Source organism: Stenotrophomonas sp. YJH_SMC_69 (assembly GCF_059370495.1).
Map to the genome: position 1 here is coordinate 198570 of NZ_JCAFTS010000003.1, position 16970 is coordinate 215539.

12 protein-coding genes and 2 tRNA genes are annotated in these 16970 nt (G+C 65.0%); all 14 read left to right on the forward strand.

Going from position 1 to position 16970, the window contains the following annotated elements:
• The first annotated feature begins 2 nt into the window (after nucleotides 1-2).
• The 14 genes from nuoF (at nucleotide 3) to infB (ending at nucleotide 16890) form a co-directional block, all read left to right on the forward strand.
• Nucleotides 3-1343, forward strand: coding sequence for an NADH-quinone oxidoreductase subunit NuoF (nuoF, locus tag AC5P8F_RS06445; protein ID WP_014647866.1), 1341 nt, complete (start codon nucleotides 3-5; stop codon nucleotides 1341-1343).
• Nucleotides 1340-3574 carry an NADH-quinone oxidoreductase subunit NuoG gene (nuoG, locus tag AC5P8F_RS06450; protein ID WP_241887690.1) on the forward strand — a complete coding sequence of 745 codons (2235 nt, stop codon included), beginning with the start codon at nucleotides 1340-1342 and terminating at the stop codon, nucleotides 3572-3574. Before nuoF ends, nuoG begins: the two co-directional genes overlap by 4 nt.
• Complete coding sequence (gene nuoH / locus AC5P8F_RS06455; protein ID WP_014037948.1) at nucleotides 3571-4665, forward strand: NADH-quinone oxidoreductase subunit NuoH; 1095 nt, start codon at nucleotides 3571-3573, stop codon at nucleotides 4663-4665. Before nuoG ends, nuoH begins: the two co-directional genes overlap by 4 nt.
• A gap of 4 nt (nucleotides 4666-4669) precedes the next feature.
• A complete protein-coding gene (gene nuoI, locus AC5P8F_RS06460; protein ID WP_005410456.1) occupies nucleotides 4670-5158 on the forward strand; it encodes an NADH-quinone oxidoreductase subunit NuoI in 489 nt (162 codons plus the stop codon).
• Between the two features lie 9 nt (nucleotides 5159-5167).
• Nucleotides 5168-5824, forward strand: a complete 657-nt coding sequence (locus AC5P8F_RS06465; protein ID WP_014647864.1) for an NADH-quinone oxidoreductase subunit J — start codon at nucleotides 5168-5170, stop codon at nucleotides 5822-5824.
• Entirely contained in the window at nucleotides 5821-6126 is a 306-nt protein-coding gene (gene nuoK / locus AC5P8F_RS06470; RefSeq protein ID WP_005417921.1) for an NADH-quinone oxidoreductase subunit NuoK, read from the forward strand. The genes AC5P8F_RS06465 and nuoK overlap by 4 nt, the downstream gene beginning before the upstream one ends.
• Before the next feature lie 7 nt (nucleotides 6127-6133).
• Complete coding sequence (gene nuoL / locus AC5P8F_RS06475; RefSeq protein ID WP_134809121.1) at nucleotides 6134-8308, forward strand: NADH-quinone oxidoreductase subunit L; 2175 nt, start codon at nucleotides 6134-6136, stop codon at nucleotides 8306-8308.
• 23 nt (nucleotides 8309-8331) lie between these two features.
• Entirely contained in the window at nucleotides 8332-9840 is a 1509-nt protein-coding gene (locus AC5P8F_RS06480) for an NADH-quinone oxidoreductase subunit M (protein ID WP_019660580.1), read from the forward strand.
• A gap of 15 nt (nucleotides 9841-9855) precedes the next feature.
• Nucleotides 9856-11316: an NADH-quinone oxidoreductase subunit NuoN gene (gene nuoN / locus AC5P8F_RS06485; RefSeq protein WP_032957446.1), complete on the forward strand. Its 1461-nt coding sequence runs from the start codon at nucleotides 9856-9858 to the stop codon at nucleotides 11314-11316.
• Between the two features lie 127 nt (nucleotides 11317-11443).
• Nucleotides 11444-11520 (forward strand) — tRNA-Met (locus tag AC5P8F_RS06490).
• An 82-nt stretch (nucleotides 11521-11602) separates the two neighbouring features.
• A tRNA-Met gene (locus tag AC5P8F_RS06495) sits at nucleotides 11603-11679 on the forward strand.
• Nucleotides 11680-12045: 366 nt separating this feature from the next.
• Nucleotides 12046-12636, forward strand: a complete 591-nt coding sequence (gene rimP, locus AC5P8F_RS06500) for a ribosome maturation factor RimP (RefSeq protein ID WP_014647860.1) — start codon at nucleotides 12046-12048, stop codon at nucleotides 12634-12636.
• Nucleotides 12637-12640: 4 nt separating this feature from the next.
• Complete coding sequence (gene nusA / locus AC5P8F_RS06505) at nucleotides 12641-14152, forward strand: transcription termination factor NusA (RefSeq protein ID WP_014647859.1); 1512 nt, start codon at nucleotides 12641-12643, stop codon at nucleotides 14150-14152.
• Between the two features lie 92 nt (nucleotides 14153-14244).
• The gene (infB, locus tag AC5P8F_RS06510; RefSeq protein ID WP_014647858.1) at nucleotides 14245-16890 is read left to right on the forward strand and encodes a translation initiation factor IF-2; all 2646 of its coding nucleotides are present in this window, start codon (nucleotides 14245-14247) and stop codon (nucleotides 16888-16890) included.
• Nucleotides 16891-16970 lie beyond the last annotated feature (80 nt).

Sequence of the window (16970 nt, forward strand, 5' to 3'; positions counted from 1 at the left end):
GCATGGCACATCACCACGAATCCAAGGGTCCGGTCGGCCCCGCGCCGCTGCCGCACCAGGTGGTCTACACCACCCTGCATTACGACACCCCGTGGTCGTACGAAAGCTACCTGAAGACCGGTGGCTACGCCGCCCTGCGCAAGATCCTCGAAGAGAAGATCCCGCCGGAGCAGGTCATCGAGATGGTCAAGGCCTCGGGCCTGCGCGGCCGCGGTGGCGCAGGCTTCCCGACCGGCCTGAAGTGGTCCTTCATGCCCAAGGGCAACATGCAGAAGTACATCCTCTGCAACTCGGACGAATCCGAGCCGGGCACCTGCAAGGACCGCGACATCCTGCGCTACAACCCGCATTCGGTGGTGGAAGGCATGGCGATCGCCTGCTACGCCACCGGTTCGACCGTGGGTTACAACTACCTGCGCGGTGAGTTCCACCACGAGCCGTTCGAGCACTTCGAGCAGGCCCTGGCCGACGCCTATGCGAACGGCTGGCTGGGCAAGAACATCCTCGGCAGCGGCGTGGACATCGACATCTACGGTGCGCTGGGCGCCGGCGCCTACATCTGCGGCGAAGAAACCGCGCTGATGGAATCGCTGGAAGGCAAGAAGGGCCAGCCGCGCTACAAGCCGCCGTTCCCGGCCAATTTCGGCCTGTATGGCAAGCCGTCGACGATCAACAACACCGAAACCTACGGTTCGGTGCCGGCGATCATCCGCAACGGTCCGGAGTGGTTCAAGGGCCTGAGCCTGACCGCCAACGGCGGTCCGAAGTGCTTCTCGGTGTCCGGCTGCGTGCAGAACGGCGGCAACTTCGAAGTGCCGCTCGGCACCAAATTCCACGACCTGCTGGAAATGGCCGGTGGCCTGCGTCCGGGCCGCACGCTGAAGGGCGCGATCCCGGGCGGCGTGTCGATGCCGGTGCTGACCGCGGCCGAGCTGGAGGACCTGCCGATGGACTACGACACCATCCGTGCACTGGGCTCCGGCCTGGGTTCGGGCGCGATCGTGGTGCTCGACGACAGCGTCTGCTGCGTCAAGTTCGCCTGCCGCATCAGCCAGTTCTTCCACAAGGAATCCTGCGGCCAGTGCACCCCGTGCCGTGAAGGTACTGGCTGGATGCACCGCGTGCTGGAGCGCATCGTCGCCGGCAAGGCCACGATGGAAGACCTGCACCAGCTGAAGGCGGTGGCCGGGCAGATCGAAGGCCACACCATCTGTGCGTTCGGTGAAGCGGCTGCATGGCCCATCCAGGGCTTCCTGCGCCAGTTCTGGGACGAATTCGAGTACTACATCGTCAACGGTCATTCGATGGTTGACGGCAAGAAGGTGGAGGCAGCCGCCGCATGAGCGCGCAACCCGTAAACCCGAACGTGCCACCGGATCACGTGACCATCGAGATCGATGGCAAGTCGCTGGTCGTGCCCAAGGGTTCGATGATCATCCAGGCGGCCGACAAGGCCGGTATTCCGATTCCGCGCTTCTGCTACCACGAGAAGCTGCCGATCGCCGCCAACTGCCGCATGTGCCTGGTGGACGTGGAGAAGTCGCCGAAGCCGGCGCCGGCCTGCGCCACCCCGGTGATGGACGGCATGAAGGTCGCCACCCGCAGCGAAAAGGCACTGAAGTTCCAGCGCTCGGTGATGGAGTTCCTGCTCATCAACCACCCGCTGGACTGCCCGATCTGCGATCAGGGCGGCGAGTGCGAGCTGCAGGACGTATCGTTGGGCTATGGCCGTTCGGTCAGCCGCTTCAACGAGCGCAAGCGCGTGGTGCCGGACGAGGACATGGGCCCGCTGGTCGCTACCGAGATGACCCGCTGCATCCAGTGCACCCGCTGCGTCCGCTTCACCGCCGACGTTGCCGGTACCTACGAACTGGGTGGCATGTACCGCGGTGAGAACCTGCAGATCGGCACCTTCGACGGCAAGCCGCTGACCACCGAGCTGTCCGGCAACGTCGTCGACGTCTGCCCGGTCGGCGCGCTGACCAACAAGGTGTTCCAGTTCCGCGCCCGTCCGTGGGAACTGACCGCGCGCGAATCGCTGGGCTACCACGACGCGATGGGTTCGAACCTGTTCCTGCACGTGCGTCGCGGTGAAGTGCTGCGCACCGTGCCGCGCGACAACGAAGCCGTGAACGAGTGCTGGCTGTCCGACCGTGACCGCTACTCGCACCAGGGCCTGTACAGCGAAGACCGTGCGGTCAAGCCGCTGCGCAAGGTCAATGGCGAGTGGAAGGAAGTGAGCTGGGCCGAAGGCCTGGCCGCGGCCGCCGAGATCCTCAAGGCGAACCAGGGCGACAACCTGGGCGTGCTGGTGCACCCGTCCACCTCCAACGAGGAAGGCGCGTTGCTGGCCCGCCTGGCCAAGGGCCTGGGCACGGGCAACATCGACCACCGCATCAACAACCGCGATTTCTCCGACGCCGCAACCGCCGAAGTGTTCGGCCTGCCGCTGGCCGAAATCGAAGGCGCTGACCGCATCGTCGTTCTGGGCAGCAACATCCGCCACGAACTGCCGCTGCTGCACGCCCGCCTGCGCAAGGCGCAGACCACCAAGGGCGCGAAGATCCATGTCGTCAACCCGGTGGACTTCGACTTCGCCTTCAGCATCGCCGGCAAGCAGATCGTCGCACCGTCCAAGTTCGTCGACGCGCTGGCCAACGCCGAGCTGCGTTCGGCAGTGCAGGGCGGCAACAACACCGTGCTGATCGTCGGTGGCATCGCCGAAAACCACCCGCGGGCTGCCGCGATCCGCGCTGCTGCGCGTGAGTTCGCCGCCGCCACCGGTGCCAAGCTGTGCCGCATCCCGCAGGGCGCCAACGCCGTTGGCCTGACCCGCGCCGGTGTGCTGCCGGCCGGCAGGGACGTCGCCGCGATGCTGGCGCAGCCGCGCCAGGCCTATGTGGTGTACGGCCTTGAGCCGGGCCTGGACTTCGCCGATGCACCTGCCGCGCGCAAGGCGCTGGCCGGTGCCCAGGTGGTGGCTTTCAGCCAGTTCGCCTGTGCCTCGACCCGCGACGTCGCCGACGTGATCCTGCCGATCGGTGCGCTGCCGGAAATCGACGCCACCCTGACCAACCTTGATGGTCGCGAGCAGTCGGCCCGTGCCGGCGGCAAGCTGCCGGGCGAGGCCCGTGAAGGCTGGCGCGTGCTGCGCGCCCTGGGCGGCGAGCTGGCCGTGGCCGGTTTCGACTTCACCGACCTGGCCGGCCTGCGCGCCAGCCTGGCCCCGGTATCGGTCACCGTTGCCGCTTCGGCGCAGCCGGTGGTTGCCGGCGAAGGCCTGGAAGTGGCTTCGACCGCCGCGATCTACCGCACCGATGCGGTGGTCCGTCGCGCCCCGGCGCTGCAGTCGCATCCGCTCAACAACGCCCCGCGCATCGTGCTGAACGCTGAAGATGCCGCTCGCCTGCAGCTGCAGGAAGGGCAGATGGCCAAGGTCGGCACCGATGCCGGCAAGGCCACCCTGCCGGTGGTGGTCGACGCCCGCGTCGCTGCGGGTTCGGTCTGGATTGAATCGGGCCACGGCGCGACCGCGCCGCTGGGTGCCGCTCGCGTATCGGTGGTGGCTGCATGAACGAATTGCTGTTGAACGCGGTCGACCCGCTGCACCAGTGGCTGCTGGGCCTCGGTGACATCGGCGCGCTGATCTGGATCATCCTGAAGATCCTGGTGATCGCCGTTCCGGTGATCATCTCGGTGGCCTTCTACGTGGTCTGGGAACGCAAGCTGATCGGCTGGATGCACGTCCGCCACGGCCCGATGTACGTGGGCATGGGCATCTTCCAGGCCTTCGCCGACGTCTTCAAGCTGCTGTTCAAGGAAGTGGTTCAGCCGAGCAGCGCCAACAAGGCGATCTACCTGCTGGCCCCGCTGATCACCCTGGCCCCGGCCTTCGCGGCCTGGTCGGTGGTGCCCTTCGATTCGCAGATCGTGCTGTCCAACGCCAATGCCGGCCTGCTGTACCTGCTGGCGATGACCTCGCTGGGCATCTACGGCATCATCCTGGCCGGTTGGGCGTCCAACTCGAAGTATGCGTTCCTGGGTGCGATGCGCGCCTCGGCGCAGATGATCAGCTACGAAATCGCCATGGGCTTCGCCCTGGTCGGCGTGATGATCGCCTCGGGCAGCCTGAACCTGAGCAACATCGTGATGGCGCAGGCCGGCAGTTCCGGCTTCTTCGACTGGTTCCTGCTGCCGCTGTTCCCGCTGTTCGTCATCTACTGGGTCTCGGGCGTGGCTGAAACCAACCGCGCGCCGTTCGACGTGGTGGAAGGCGAATCGGAAATCGTCGCCGGCCACATGGTCGAATACTCCGGCGGTGCGTTCGCCCTGTTCTTCCTGGCCGAATACGCGAACATGATCCTGATCAGCTTCCTGATCTCGATCTTCTTCCTCGGCGGCTGGCTGAGCCCGGTCCAGGGCTGGGTCAACTTCGGCGATGTCTCGCCGCTGGTCGACTGGATCTGGAAGGGGGGCGCGCCGTGGCTGTTCGTCAAGGTGTTCTTCTTCGCCAGTGCCTACATCTGGTTCCGTGCCAGCTTCCCGCGCTTCCGCTACGACCAGATCATGCGCCTGGGCTGGAAGGTCTTCATCCCGCTGGCCATTCTGTGGATCGCGGTTACCGCCGTCATGGTGTTCTTCGGCGTGATTCAAAAGGGCGTCTAAAGTGATGAACAGGATTACCCATTACTTCAAGAGCCTGCTGCTGCTCGAACTGCTGGCGGGCCTCTGGCTGACGCTGAAGTACAGCTTCAAGCCGAAGTACACGATGATGTACCCGATGGAGAAGTTCCCGCAGTCGCCGCGCTTCCGTGGCCTGCATGCGCTGCGCCGTTATCCCAACGGCGAAGAGCGCTGCATCGCCTGCAAGCTGTGCGAAGCGGTGTGCCCGGCGCTGGCCATCACCATCGACTCGGCCAAGCGCGAGGACGGCACCCGCCGCACCACGCGTTATGACATCGACCTGTTCAAGTGCATCTTCTGTGGCTTCTGTGAGGAAAGCTGCCCGGTGGACTCGATCGTCGAAACCCACATCCTCGAGTACCACTTCGAGAATCGTGGCGAAAACATCGTTACCAAGCCGCAGCTGCTGGCCCTGGGCGACCGTCTCGAAAACGAGATCGCCGAGCGTCGCGCCGCCGATGCCGCTTACCGCTGAGGTCGAGAGATGGATTGGGTAAATATCGCTTTCTGGGTGTTCGCCATCGCGGCAACGGTTTCGGCCGGTGCGGTGATCAGCGTGCGCAACCCGGTTCACGCCGTGCTCTGCCTGGTGCTGACCTTCTTCTCCATCGCCTGCGTGTGGCTGCTGGTGGGCGCCGAGTTCCTCGGTGTGGCGCTGGTGCTGGTCTACGTCGGTGCGGTGATGGTGCTGTTCCTGTTCGTGGTGATGATGCTGGACATCGACCCCACCAAGCTGCGTGAGGGCTGGGTGCGCTACCTGCCGGTCGGCCTGATTGTCGCGGTCGCGATGCTGGCGCAGATGCTGATCCTGATCGGGGTCAAGGCGCGTTCGGTCACGCCGTTCCCGGCCGACAACGCCGCTGCGGTCGCCGCCGACAGCTCCAACATCACCTGGCTGGCACGCACGCTGTTCACCGAGTACCTGCTGCCGTTCGAGTTCGCCGCCGTCATCCTGACCGTGGCCGTGGTAGCCGCCGTGATGCTGACCCTGCGTCGCCGTACCGGCGTGAAGAGCCAGAACCCGGGCCAGCAGACCATGGTCAAGGCCGGCCAGCGCCTGCGCATGGTCAAGATGGGTGCCGAAGCACCGGTCGTGCACAGCAACAGCAAGCCGGTCGCCGGCGAGGAGACCCAGCCGTGATCACCCTTGGCCATATCCTCGCGCTGGGCGCGGTGCTGTTCGCCATCAGCCTGGCCGGTATCTTCCTCAACCGGAAGAACGTCATCGTCCTGCTGATGTCGATCGAGCTGATGCTGCTGTCGGTGAACATCAATTTCGTCGGCTTCTCGCGTCAGCTGGGCGATCCGTCCGGCCAGCTGTTCGTGTTCTTCATCCTGACCGTCGCCGCCGCGGAAGCCGCCATCGGCCTGGCGATCCTGGTGACCCTGTTCCGTACACGCCGCACGATCAATGTCGGCGAAGTCGATTCGTTGAAGGGCTGATCCACAGATGGAAATCACTCTCTCCAAGAGTCTGTTGATCGCAGTGGTGCTCGCACCGCTGTTCGGCAGCATCATCGCCGGCCTGTTCGGTCGCCAGGTCAAGCGCTTCGGCGCGCAGACCATCACCATCCTCGGCGTCGCGGTGGCCTGCGGCCTGTCGATGTATACGCTCTACCAGCTGCTGTGGGGCGGGGCGCAGCCGTTCAACCAGAACATCTACACGTTCTTCGAAGTCGGCCAGTACTCGGCCCACGTCGGTTTCATGGTCGACAAGCTGACCGCGATGATGATGGTGGTGGTGACCTTCGTGTCGCTGCTGGTCCACATCTACACGATCGGCTACATGCAGGACGATCCGGGCTACCAGCGGTTCTTCAGCTACATCTCGCTGTTCACCTTCTCGATGCTCACCCTGGTGATGAGCAACAACTTCCTGCAGCTGTTCTTCGGCTGGGAAGCGGTGGGCCTGGTGTCGTACCTGCTGATCGGCTTCTGGTTCAAGCGCCCGACCGCGATCTTCGCCAACATGAAGGCGTTCCTGGTCAACCGCGTCGGTGACTTCGGCTTCCTGCTGGGCATCGCCGGCGTGCTGTGGGTGTTCGGCACCCTGGACTACTCGCAGGTGTTCTCGCAGGCCGGCATGCTGGCCGACCCGCGCGCCCAGCTGCAGATCTGGGACGGCACGCTGCTGGGCATGCAGCTGCTGAACGAGCCGGTGATCTGGTCGATCGCCACCGTCATCTGCATCTGCCTGTTCATCGGTGCCATGGGCAAGTCGGCCCAGGTCCCGCTGCACGTGTGGCTGCCGGACTCGATGGAAGGCCCGACCCCGATCTCGGCACTGATCCACGCCGCGACGATGGTGACCGCCGGTATCTTCATGGTCACCCGCATGTCGCCGCTGTTCGAGCTGTCGCAGACCGCGCTGAACTTCGTGCTGTTCATCGGTGCCACCACCGCGTTCTTCACTGGCCTGATCGGCATCGTGCAGAACGACATCAAGCGCGTGGTCGCGTACTCGACCCTGTCGCAGCTGGGCTACATGACGGTTGCACTGGGCGTGTCGGCCTATTCGGCTGCCGTGTTCCACCTGATGACCCACGCCTTCTTCAAGGCCCTGCTGTTCCTGGGCGCCGGCTCGGTCATCATCGCGATGCACCACGAGCAGGACATGCGCAAGATGGGCGGCCTGCGCAAGTACATGCCGATCACCTTCATCACCATGTGGATCGGTACCCTGGCGCTGGTCGGCACGCCGTTCTTCTCCGGCTTCTACTCGAAGGACACCATCATCGAGGCGGCCGAGCTGCACGCGCACCTGTCCAACAACTGGGTGGCCACCTATGGCTACTGGGCGGTGCTGGGTGGCGTGATCGTCACCAGCTTCTACAGCTTCCGCCTGCTGTTCCTGACCTTCCACGGCAAGGAGCGTTTCCGCGACGCGCATGACGATCACGGCCACGGCCATGACGATCACCACGCCGCCGACGCCCACCACGGCGATGCACACCATGGTGATGGCCACGACGACCACGGCCATGGCCACGGTCCGCACGAGCCGCACGAAACCCCGTGGGTGGTGACCCTGCCGCTGATCCTGCTGGCCATCCCGTCGATCGCCATCGGTTTCTTCAGCATCGGCCCGATGCTGTACGGCACCGACTGGGCCGGCAACCACGCGCACGATGCCATCAAGGGCCAGGCGCACACGTTCTTCACCGGCATCGTCGACTTCTACGATCCGGCCAAGAACACCATCGGCTTCCTGGGTGAGGAGTTCCATGGCCCGGTCGCCTTCGCGCTGCATGGCATGATGGCTCCGGCGTTCATGCTGACCGTTGCGGGCTTCCTGCTGGCCGCACTGTTCTACCTGTGGAAGCCGGACCTGTCGGGCAAGGCCCGCAAGACCTTTGCTCCGCTGGTGTCGGTGCTTGAAAACAAGTACGGCTTCGACAAGCTGTGGATCGATGGCTTTGCCGGTGGCAGCGTCAAGCTGGGCAAGGTCTCGCGCTGGATCGACAGCAACATCGTCGACGGCGTGGTCAATCTCTCGGCACGTGTTGTGGACGTCGCAGCCGGCGTGCTGCGTCGTACCCAATCCGGTTTCCTCTATCACTACGCCTTCGCGATGATCATCGGCCTGATTGCCCTGCTGGGCGTGCTGATGCATTACCTGCGTTGATGACCTGTACGGAATAAGAAGACGTGTCGAACTGGCCTCTACTCAGTGTCCTCATCTGGCTGCCGATCATCGGTGGTGCCCTGATCCTTGCGATCCGTGATGCGCAGACCGCCCGCTGGGCGTCGCTGGGCGTAGCGGTGCTGACCTTCGTGGCGAGCCTCTCGCTGCTGAGCGGCTACAACGCAGGCGTCGATGGTCTGCAGTTCGTCGAGACCCATGCCTGGATCCCGGCGTACAAGATCGGCTACAACCTGGGCGTGGACGGCATTGCCGTGGCGCTGATCCTGCTGACCACCCTGGTCAGCGTGCTTGCCCTGATCGGCGCCTGGAGCGCCATCGACAAGCGCGTGAACCAGTACGTGGCGGCCTTCCTGATCCTGGAAGGTGTCACCGTCGGCATCTTCGCCGCGACGGACGCGATGCTGTTCTACGTGTTCTTCGAAGCGATGCTGATCCCGATGTTCCTGATCATCGGTGTCTGGGGCGGTCCGCGCCGCATCTACGCCGCGCTGAAGTTCTTCCTGTACACCTTCCTCGGCTCGGTGCTGATGCTGGTGGCGCTGATCTACCTGTACATGAAGGGCGGCAGCTTCCAGCTGGCCGACCTGTACGCGCTGCCGCTGTCGGCCAAGGAGCAGACCTGGATCTTCTTCGCCTTCCTGATCGCCTTCGCGGTCAAGGTGCCGATGTTCCCGGTCCACACCTGGCTGCCGGACGCCCACGTGGAAGCGCCGACCGCCGGTTCGGTGATCCTGGCCGCGATCGCCCTGAAGATCGGTGGCTACGGCTTCCTGCGCTTCAACCTGCCGATCGTCCCGGACGCGTCGCAGGAATGGGCCTGGCTGGTGATCGCGCTGTCGCTGATCGCGGTGATCTACGTCGGCCTGGTCGCCCTGGTGCAGGACGACATGAAGAAGCTGATCGCCTATTCGTCGATCGCGCACATGGGCTTTGTCACCCTGGGCACCTTCATCGCCCTGTGGCTGGTGCGCGAAGCCGGCAACGCCGATGCCGCCCGCCTGGGCCTGCAGGGCGCCATGGTGCAGATGATCTCGCACGGCTTCGTGTCCGGCGCGATGTTCTCCTGCGTCGGCGTGCTGTACGACCGCATGCACAGCCGCCGCATCGCCGATTACGGCGGCGTGGTCAACGTGATGCCGTGGTTCGCCACCTTCGCGATGCTGTTCTTCATGGCCAACGCGGGCCTGCCGGGTACCAGCGGTTTCGTTGGCGAGTTCATGGTCATCCTCTCGGCCTTCCAGCGTAATCCGTGGATCGCCCTGGGCGCGGCCACCACCTTGATCATCGGCGCCGCCTACACCCTGTGGCTGTACAAGCGCATCTTCTTCGGTGAAGTGGCCAACAGCCATGTTGCCGAACTGAAGGACATCAACGGCCGCGAATGGCTGGTGCTGGGCGTGTTCGCCATCGGCGTGCTGGCCCTGGGCATCTACCCCAAGCCGCTGACCGACCTGATGGAGCCCTCGATCGCGAAGCTGGCGATGCAGATCGCATCCAGCAAGCTGCTGTAATTCCAGGATTTGATGATGACCACCTCGCCGCTGCTGCCATTGACCGCCGCTGACCTGCCACCGCTCGCTCCCGAGCTGGTGCTGATCGGCAGCGCCTTCGCCCTGATGATCCTCGACCTGTTCGTCAGCAACCGGAACAAGATCGTCACCCACCTGTTCTCGCTCGCTGCGCTGGCCGTGGTGCTGTTCATGCTGGCCACCGGCGTGGGCGGGCAGGGGGAGGTCTTCCATGGCATGTTCGTGCGCGATACCGCCGCGGACGTGATGAAGACCGGGATCGTGCTGCTCAGCGGCCTGACCCTGGTCTACGGCTGGCGCTACCTGCGTGATCGCGACCTGTTCCAGGGCGAGATCCCGGTGCTGATCCTGTTCGGCACCGCCGGCATGATGATCCTGGTCTCGGCCGGCAGCCTGCTGATGGTCTACCTGGGCCTGGAACTGCTGGCGCTGTGCTCCTACGCCCTGGTCGCCAGCAACCGCGAAAGCGGCCTGGCCTCGGAAGCGGCGATGAAGTACATCGTGCTGGGTTCGCTGGCCTCGGGCCTGCTGCTCTACGGCATGTCGCTGATCTACGGCGCCACCGGCAGCCTGCACCTGGATGTGATCCGCGAGGCCATCCCGCACTCGGAAGAGCGCGTGCTGCTGATCACCGGTGCGGTGTTCATGATCGCCGGCGTCGCCTTCAAGCTGGGTGCCGCGCCGTTCCACATGTGGCTGCCGGACGTGTACCAGGGTGCCCCGGCACCGATCGCACTGTTCATCAGCTCGGCGCCGAAGCTGGCCGCGTTCGGCATGGCCTACCGCCTGCTGGAAATGGGCGTGGGCCCGCTGTCGACCGAACTGCAGCTGCTGATTGCCGGCCTGGCCGCGGTATCGCTGGTCATCGGCAACCTGATGGCCATCGCGCAGAGCAACCTCAAGCGCATGCTGGCGTTCTCCACCGTCTCGCACATCGGCTTCCTGCTGATGGGCATCGCCGGTGGCGGTTCGCAGGGCTACGCCGCCGCGCTGTTCTATGCACTGGCCTACGCGATCATGTCCACCGCCGCCTTCGGCGCGATCATCGCGCTGTCGCGTGCCGGCTTTGAAGCCGAGAACATCGAGGACTTCAAGGGCCTGAACGCCCGCAACCCGTGGATGGCCGGCTTGGTGCTGTGCATCATGGCGTCGCTGGCCGGCATCCCGCCGTTCCTGGGCTTCTGGACCAAGCTGGCGGTGCTGGGCGCGGCCGTCAACGGCGGCCTGCTGTGGCTGGCCATCCTCGGCGTGCTGTGCGCCGTGGTCGGCTGCTTCTACTACCTGCGCGTCATCAAGGTCATGTACTTCGATGAGCCGGTGGGCGAGGCCATGCCGCGCAGCAACGACCGCGTGCTGGGCGTGGTGCTGGGCGTGAATGCCCTGGCGCTGCTCGCGCTGGGCCTGGCCTGGAACCCGATCATGGTCTGGTGCCAGCAGGCATTTGCGCATCTTGCATGAAAGTTGACACAAAGCTGCGCGATTCGTGTAATATGCGCAGCCTGAGTTGTCACTGCAGCGGTTCAGCCAGAACATCGTTGCGGTAGTCCTCCTCGAAAGAGCAGGGCAGCAGTTCAAACACTTCCGGTGCGGGGTGGAGCAGTCTGGCAGCTCGTCGGGCTCATAACCCGAAGGTCGCAGGTTCAAATCCTGCCCCCGCTACCAACGTCGGATCGGCGCCAACCGGTTCGATGAATGAGGGAAAGCTTGCATTTTTCGCAGCAATGCCTCATGATTCCGCTTCTGATGCGGGGTGGAGCAGTCTGGCAGCTCGTCGGGCTCATAACCCGAAGGTCGCAGGTTCAAATCCTGCCCCCGCTACCAAGTAAAGAGATCGCCTTCGAAGTCCTGCTTCGAGGGCGTTTTTCTTTGGGGTCTGCGTTGTTTCTGCGTGATCGGGGTCAGATCCCTTATCCACGGGAAAAGGGATCTGACCCGGGTCCGCACCTTGCACCAGCGCGGTGCAGTCGCTATCATCAGCGGCCTAGCAGTACCCCTGAAGGCGGCCTCCCAGCGGGAGTCCGGACCCGGAAGGAGGGCCGCAACCGGCAGGCAATGCAGGTTGCAACCGGAATCCAGTCACCGGAGTCTTTCCGGAAAAGGGGCCCAACGGGCCCTTTGTCGTTTCCGGGGCGTCACGTTTCCACGCCGGCCAAGGCCGGCACCCAACCATAGAGATCAAGGCAGGCTGTGAGCGACAAGGCAACCGACATCGCGAATCTGCTCGCCCCGACCGTTGTGTCGCTGGGCCTGGAGCTGCTGGGCGTTGAGTATCTGCCGGCCCCCGGCGGTGCGACCCTGCGCCTTTACATCGACGTGCCGCTGGCTGAACAGCCCGAGCGCATCATCAATGTCGACGACTGCGAGCGGGTCAGCCGCGAAGTGTCGGCGCAGCTGGACGTCGAGGACCCGATCAGCGGCAATTACACGCTGGAAGTGTCCTCGCCGGGCGTCGACCGTCCGCTGTTCAGCCTGGAGCAGTTCGGCCGTCACCTCGGCGAATCGGCCAAGGTCACGCTGAAGCTGCCGCAGGACAACCGTCGTCGCCTGCAGGGTCGTATCGAGGCGACCGACGAGGCGGCGGGGACCATCACTTTCATCGTCGACAAGGCCGAAGTGGTCGTGTCGGCCGACAACATCGACAAGGCACGGATCATGCCCGACTGGGTGGCGCTGGGGCTGGCCCCGAGCAAGCCGACCGGTCCGGCACCGAAGCGTCCGAAGCCAAACACGAATTCTTCTTCCAACGAGCCGGCGGCAAAGAAGCCGCGCGCGGAGTGAGCCAATGAGCAAGGAACTGTTGCTGGTAGTCGACGCAGTCGCCAACGAGAAGGGCGTGCCGCGTGAAGTGATCTTCGATGCCATCGAGGCCGCCCTGGCCTCGGCAGCGAAGAAGCGCTATCCCGACGAGGAAGTACTGACCCGCGTGGTCATCGACCACAAGGACGGCAGCTACGAAACCTTCCGCCGCTGGGAAGTGGTGGCCGATGACGTGGTCATGGAATCGCCGGACCGCCAGATCCGCCTGATGGACGCCGTCGATGAAGCCGAAGGCGTCGAGGTCGGTGACTACATCGAAGAGCAGATCGAGAACCCGGATTTCGGCCGCATCGCTGCCCAGGCCGCCAAGCAGGTCATCGTCCAGCGCGTGCGCGAAGCCGAGCGCCAGCAGGTCGTGGATGCGTGGAAGGATCGCGTGGGTGAGCTGATCACCGGCGTGGTCAAGCGCGCCGAGCGCGGCAACATCTATGTCGACCTCGGCGGCAACGCCGAAGGCTTCATCCCGAAGGACAAGGGCATCCCGCGCGACGTGCTGCGCGCCGGTGACCGCGTGCGCGGCTACCTGGCCGAAGTGCGCTCGGAGCCGCGTGGCCCGCAGCTGTTCATCAGCCGTGCCGCCCCGGAATTCATGATCGAGCTGTTCAAGCTGGAAGTGCCGGAAGTCGGCCAGGGCCTGGTGGAAATCAAGGCCTGTGCACGTGACCCGGGCGACCGCGCCAAGATCGCCGTGCTGGCCCACGACCAGCGCACCGATCCGATCGGCGCCTGCATCGGCATGCGCGGTTCGCGCGTGCAGGCCGTGTCCAACGAGCTCAATGGCGAGCGCGTGGACATCGTGCTGTGGAACGACAACCCGGCCAACTTCGTCATCAACGCGATGGCGCCGGCCGAAGTGCAGTCGATCATCGTCGACGAAGACAAGCACTCGATGGACCTGGCCGTTGCCGAAGACCGCCTGGCCCAGGCGATCGGCAAGGGCGGCCAGAACGTGCGCCTGGCCAGCCGCCTGACCGGCTGGCAGCTCAACGTGATGACCCAGGACCAGGTCACCGCCAAGTCGGAAGCCGAGCAGGCTGCGGCCCGCCAGCTGTTCATGGACAAGCTGGAAGTGGACGAGGAAATCGCCGGCATCCTGGTCAGCGAAGGCTTCGGCACCGTCGAGGAAATCGCATATGTCCCGGTCGGCGAACTGCTGGCCGTGGAAGGTTTCGACGAGGACATCGTCGAAGAGCTGCGCGCTCGTGCCCGCGATGCGCTGCTCAATGAGGCCCTGGCAGTCGAGGAAGGCCTTGAAGACGGCCAGCCGGCGCAGGACCTGCTGTCCCTGAAGGGCATGGACGAAGCCACCGCATACGCGCTGGCCGGCCACGGCGTGCGTACCAGCGAGGATCTGTCCGACCTGGCCGCCGACGAGGTCATGGACTTCGGCATCGAAGGACTGGATCAGGCGCGCGCCGCCGCGCTGATCCTGGCCGCCCGAGCCGAGGAGATCGCCCGACTGGAACGCGGCGAATGAGCCGGCAATGAACAGGGCCCTGAGCCGCTCAGGGCGTAGAATCCGCGCCACCTCCACATGCGGGGGGGCGCCCACAAGATCATAGGATCCGAATGTCGCAGCAAACCACCATCCGCAAGCTTGCCGAACTGGTCAACACGCCGGTCGAAAAACTGCTGGAACAGCTGGCCGGTGCCGGCATGAAGTTCAGCGGTCCCGACCAGGTCGTGACCAGCTCCGAGAAGGTGAAGCTCCTGGGCTTCCTTCGTCGTTCGCACGGCAAGCCCGAGCAGGCCCCGGAAGAGACCGATCAGTCTGCGAAGAAGATCACGCTCAACCGCCGGAAGCAGCAGGAAGTGACGGTCAATTCCGGTCGCAGCAAGACGACCGTGAATGTCGAGGTGCGCCAGAAGCGTACCTACGTCAAGGATGGTGCTCGCGCCATGACCCCGGACGAAGAGCGCGCCGACATCCTGCGCAAGCTGGAAGAGTCGCGCGCCCGCAACCTTGCCGAACAGCAGGCCCTGGCCGAGAAGGATCGTCTGCGCGACGAAGCCATCGTCCGTGCCCGTGAGGAAGAGGCCGCCGCCAAGGAACGCGCCGAGGCCGAGAAGAAGGCTGCCGAGGAAGCTGCGGCTGCCGCCAAGGCGGCCGAGACGCTGGCTGCCAGCAAGCCCAAGCGTGCTCCGATCGACGAAACCGCGCCGCGCCCGCCGCGCACCCCGGCCGCAGCCCCGGCTGCGCCGCGTGGTGCACCGCCGCCGCCGCGCAACGACGATCGCAACAACCGCAGCGCGCCGCGCAACGAGCGTGGCCCGGGTGACCGTTTCGCCGGCCAGATGCACCTGTCGGCCGCCGACCGTGCGCGTCGTGGCAACAGCAACAACAGCAACACCCGGGGTCGTCCGGGCGGGCGCAACCAGGCCGGTGGCCGTCGCGACATGTCGCGCGGTGGCAACAATGCCGGCCCGCACGCCTTCGAGCGTCCGACCGCACCGGTGGTGCGTGAAGTGGCGATCGGCGACACCATCACCGTGGCCGACCTAGCGCAGAAGCTGGCGCTGAAGGGCGGCGAGGTGGTCAAGGCGCTGTTCAAGATGGGCGTGATGGCGACCATCACCCAGTCCATCGACCACGACACCGCCGCACTGGTGACCGAAGAACTCGGCCACAAGGCGATCCGTGCCAACGACAACGACGCCGAAGACGCACTGCTGGCCTCGACCGGTGAAAACCAGGGCGAAGCCACCCAGCGTCCGCCGGTGGTCACCATCATGGGCCACGTCGACCACGGCAAGACCTCGCTGCTGGATTACATCCGCCGCACCAAGGTCGCCACCGGCGAAGCGGGTGGCATCACCCAGCACATCGGCGCTTACCACGTCGATACGCCGAAGGGCGTGATCAGCTTCCTGGACACCCCGGGCCACGCCGCCTTCACCTCGATGCGTGCGCGCGGCGCCAAGCTGACCGACATCGTGGTGCTGGTCGTGGCCGCCGACGACGGCGTCATGCCGCAGACCAAGGAAGCGATCCAGCACGCCCGTTCGGCGGGTGTGCCGCTGATCGTGGCGATCAACAAGATCGACAAGTCCGACGCGGATCCGATGCGGGTCAAGAACGAACTGCTGTCCGAGCAGGTCGTGGCCGAAGACTTCGGTGGTGACACCCAGATGGTGGAGATCTCGGCCAAGACCGGCCTGGGCATCGACGACCTGCTGGACGCCATCTCGATCCAGGCCGAACTGCTGGAACTGAAGGCGGTCGATGAAGGCCGCGCCTCGGGCGTGGTGATCGAATCGTCGCTGGACAAGGGCCGCGGCCCGGTCGCGACGGTGCTGGTGCAGCAGGGCCGCCTGAAGAAGGGCGACTACCTGGTGTGCGGCATCCAGTACGGCCGCGTGCGTGCGCTGTTCGACGAAACCGGCAAGCAGCCGGAGTTCGCCGGCCCGTCCATTCCGGTGCAGGTCCTGGGCCTGTCCGGCGTGCCGGAAGCTGGTGACGACTTCGTGGTCGTCGAGGACGAGCGCCTGGCCAAGGACGTTGCCCAGCAGCGCGAGACCAAGCGCCGTGAATCGCGCCTGGTGGCCACCGCTGGCAGCCGCATGGAAGACATCATGGCGACCCTGGGCAAGGGCGAGGGCCAGCAGGTCCTCAACCTGGTCATCAAGGCCGACGTGCAGGGTTCGGTGCAGGCGCTGAGCCAGGCACTGGTCGCGCTGTCCAACGAAGACATCCGCATCAACGTGATCCACTCCGGCGTGGGTGGCATCACCGAGTCGGACGCCAACTCGGCCGCCGCTTCGAAGGCCACCGTCATCGGCTTCAACGTGCGTGCGGACGCTTCGGCCCGTCGCATCATCGAATCCAATGGTGTCGACCTGCGTTACTTCTCGATCATCTATGACGTGATCGACCAGGTGAAGCAGGTGGCCTCCGGTCTGCTGGGCGTGGAGATCCGCGAAGAGATCATCGGTATCGCCGAGGTCCGCGACGTCTTCCGCAGCTCGAAGCTGGGTGCCGTCGCCGGCTGCATGGTCATCGAGGGTGTGGTCAAGCGCAACAAGCCGATCCGCGTGCTGCGCGACAGTGTGGTGATCTTCGAGGGCGAGCTGGAATCGCTGCGTCGCTTCAAGGAGAACGTCGAGGAAGTCCGCAACGGTACCGAATGCGGTATCGCGGTGAAGGCCTACAACGACGTCAAGCCGGGTGACCAGATCGAGTGCTTCGAACGTATCGAAGTGCCGCGCACCCTGTAATGCTGCAAGGTGGCCCGGCCAACGGTCGGGCCCCACCATGTACCTGTAGCGCCCGACCGTTGGTCGGGCGACAATCGAAT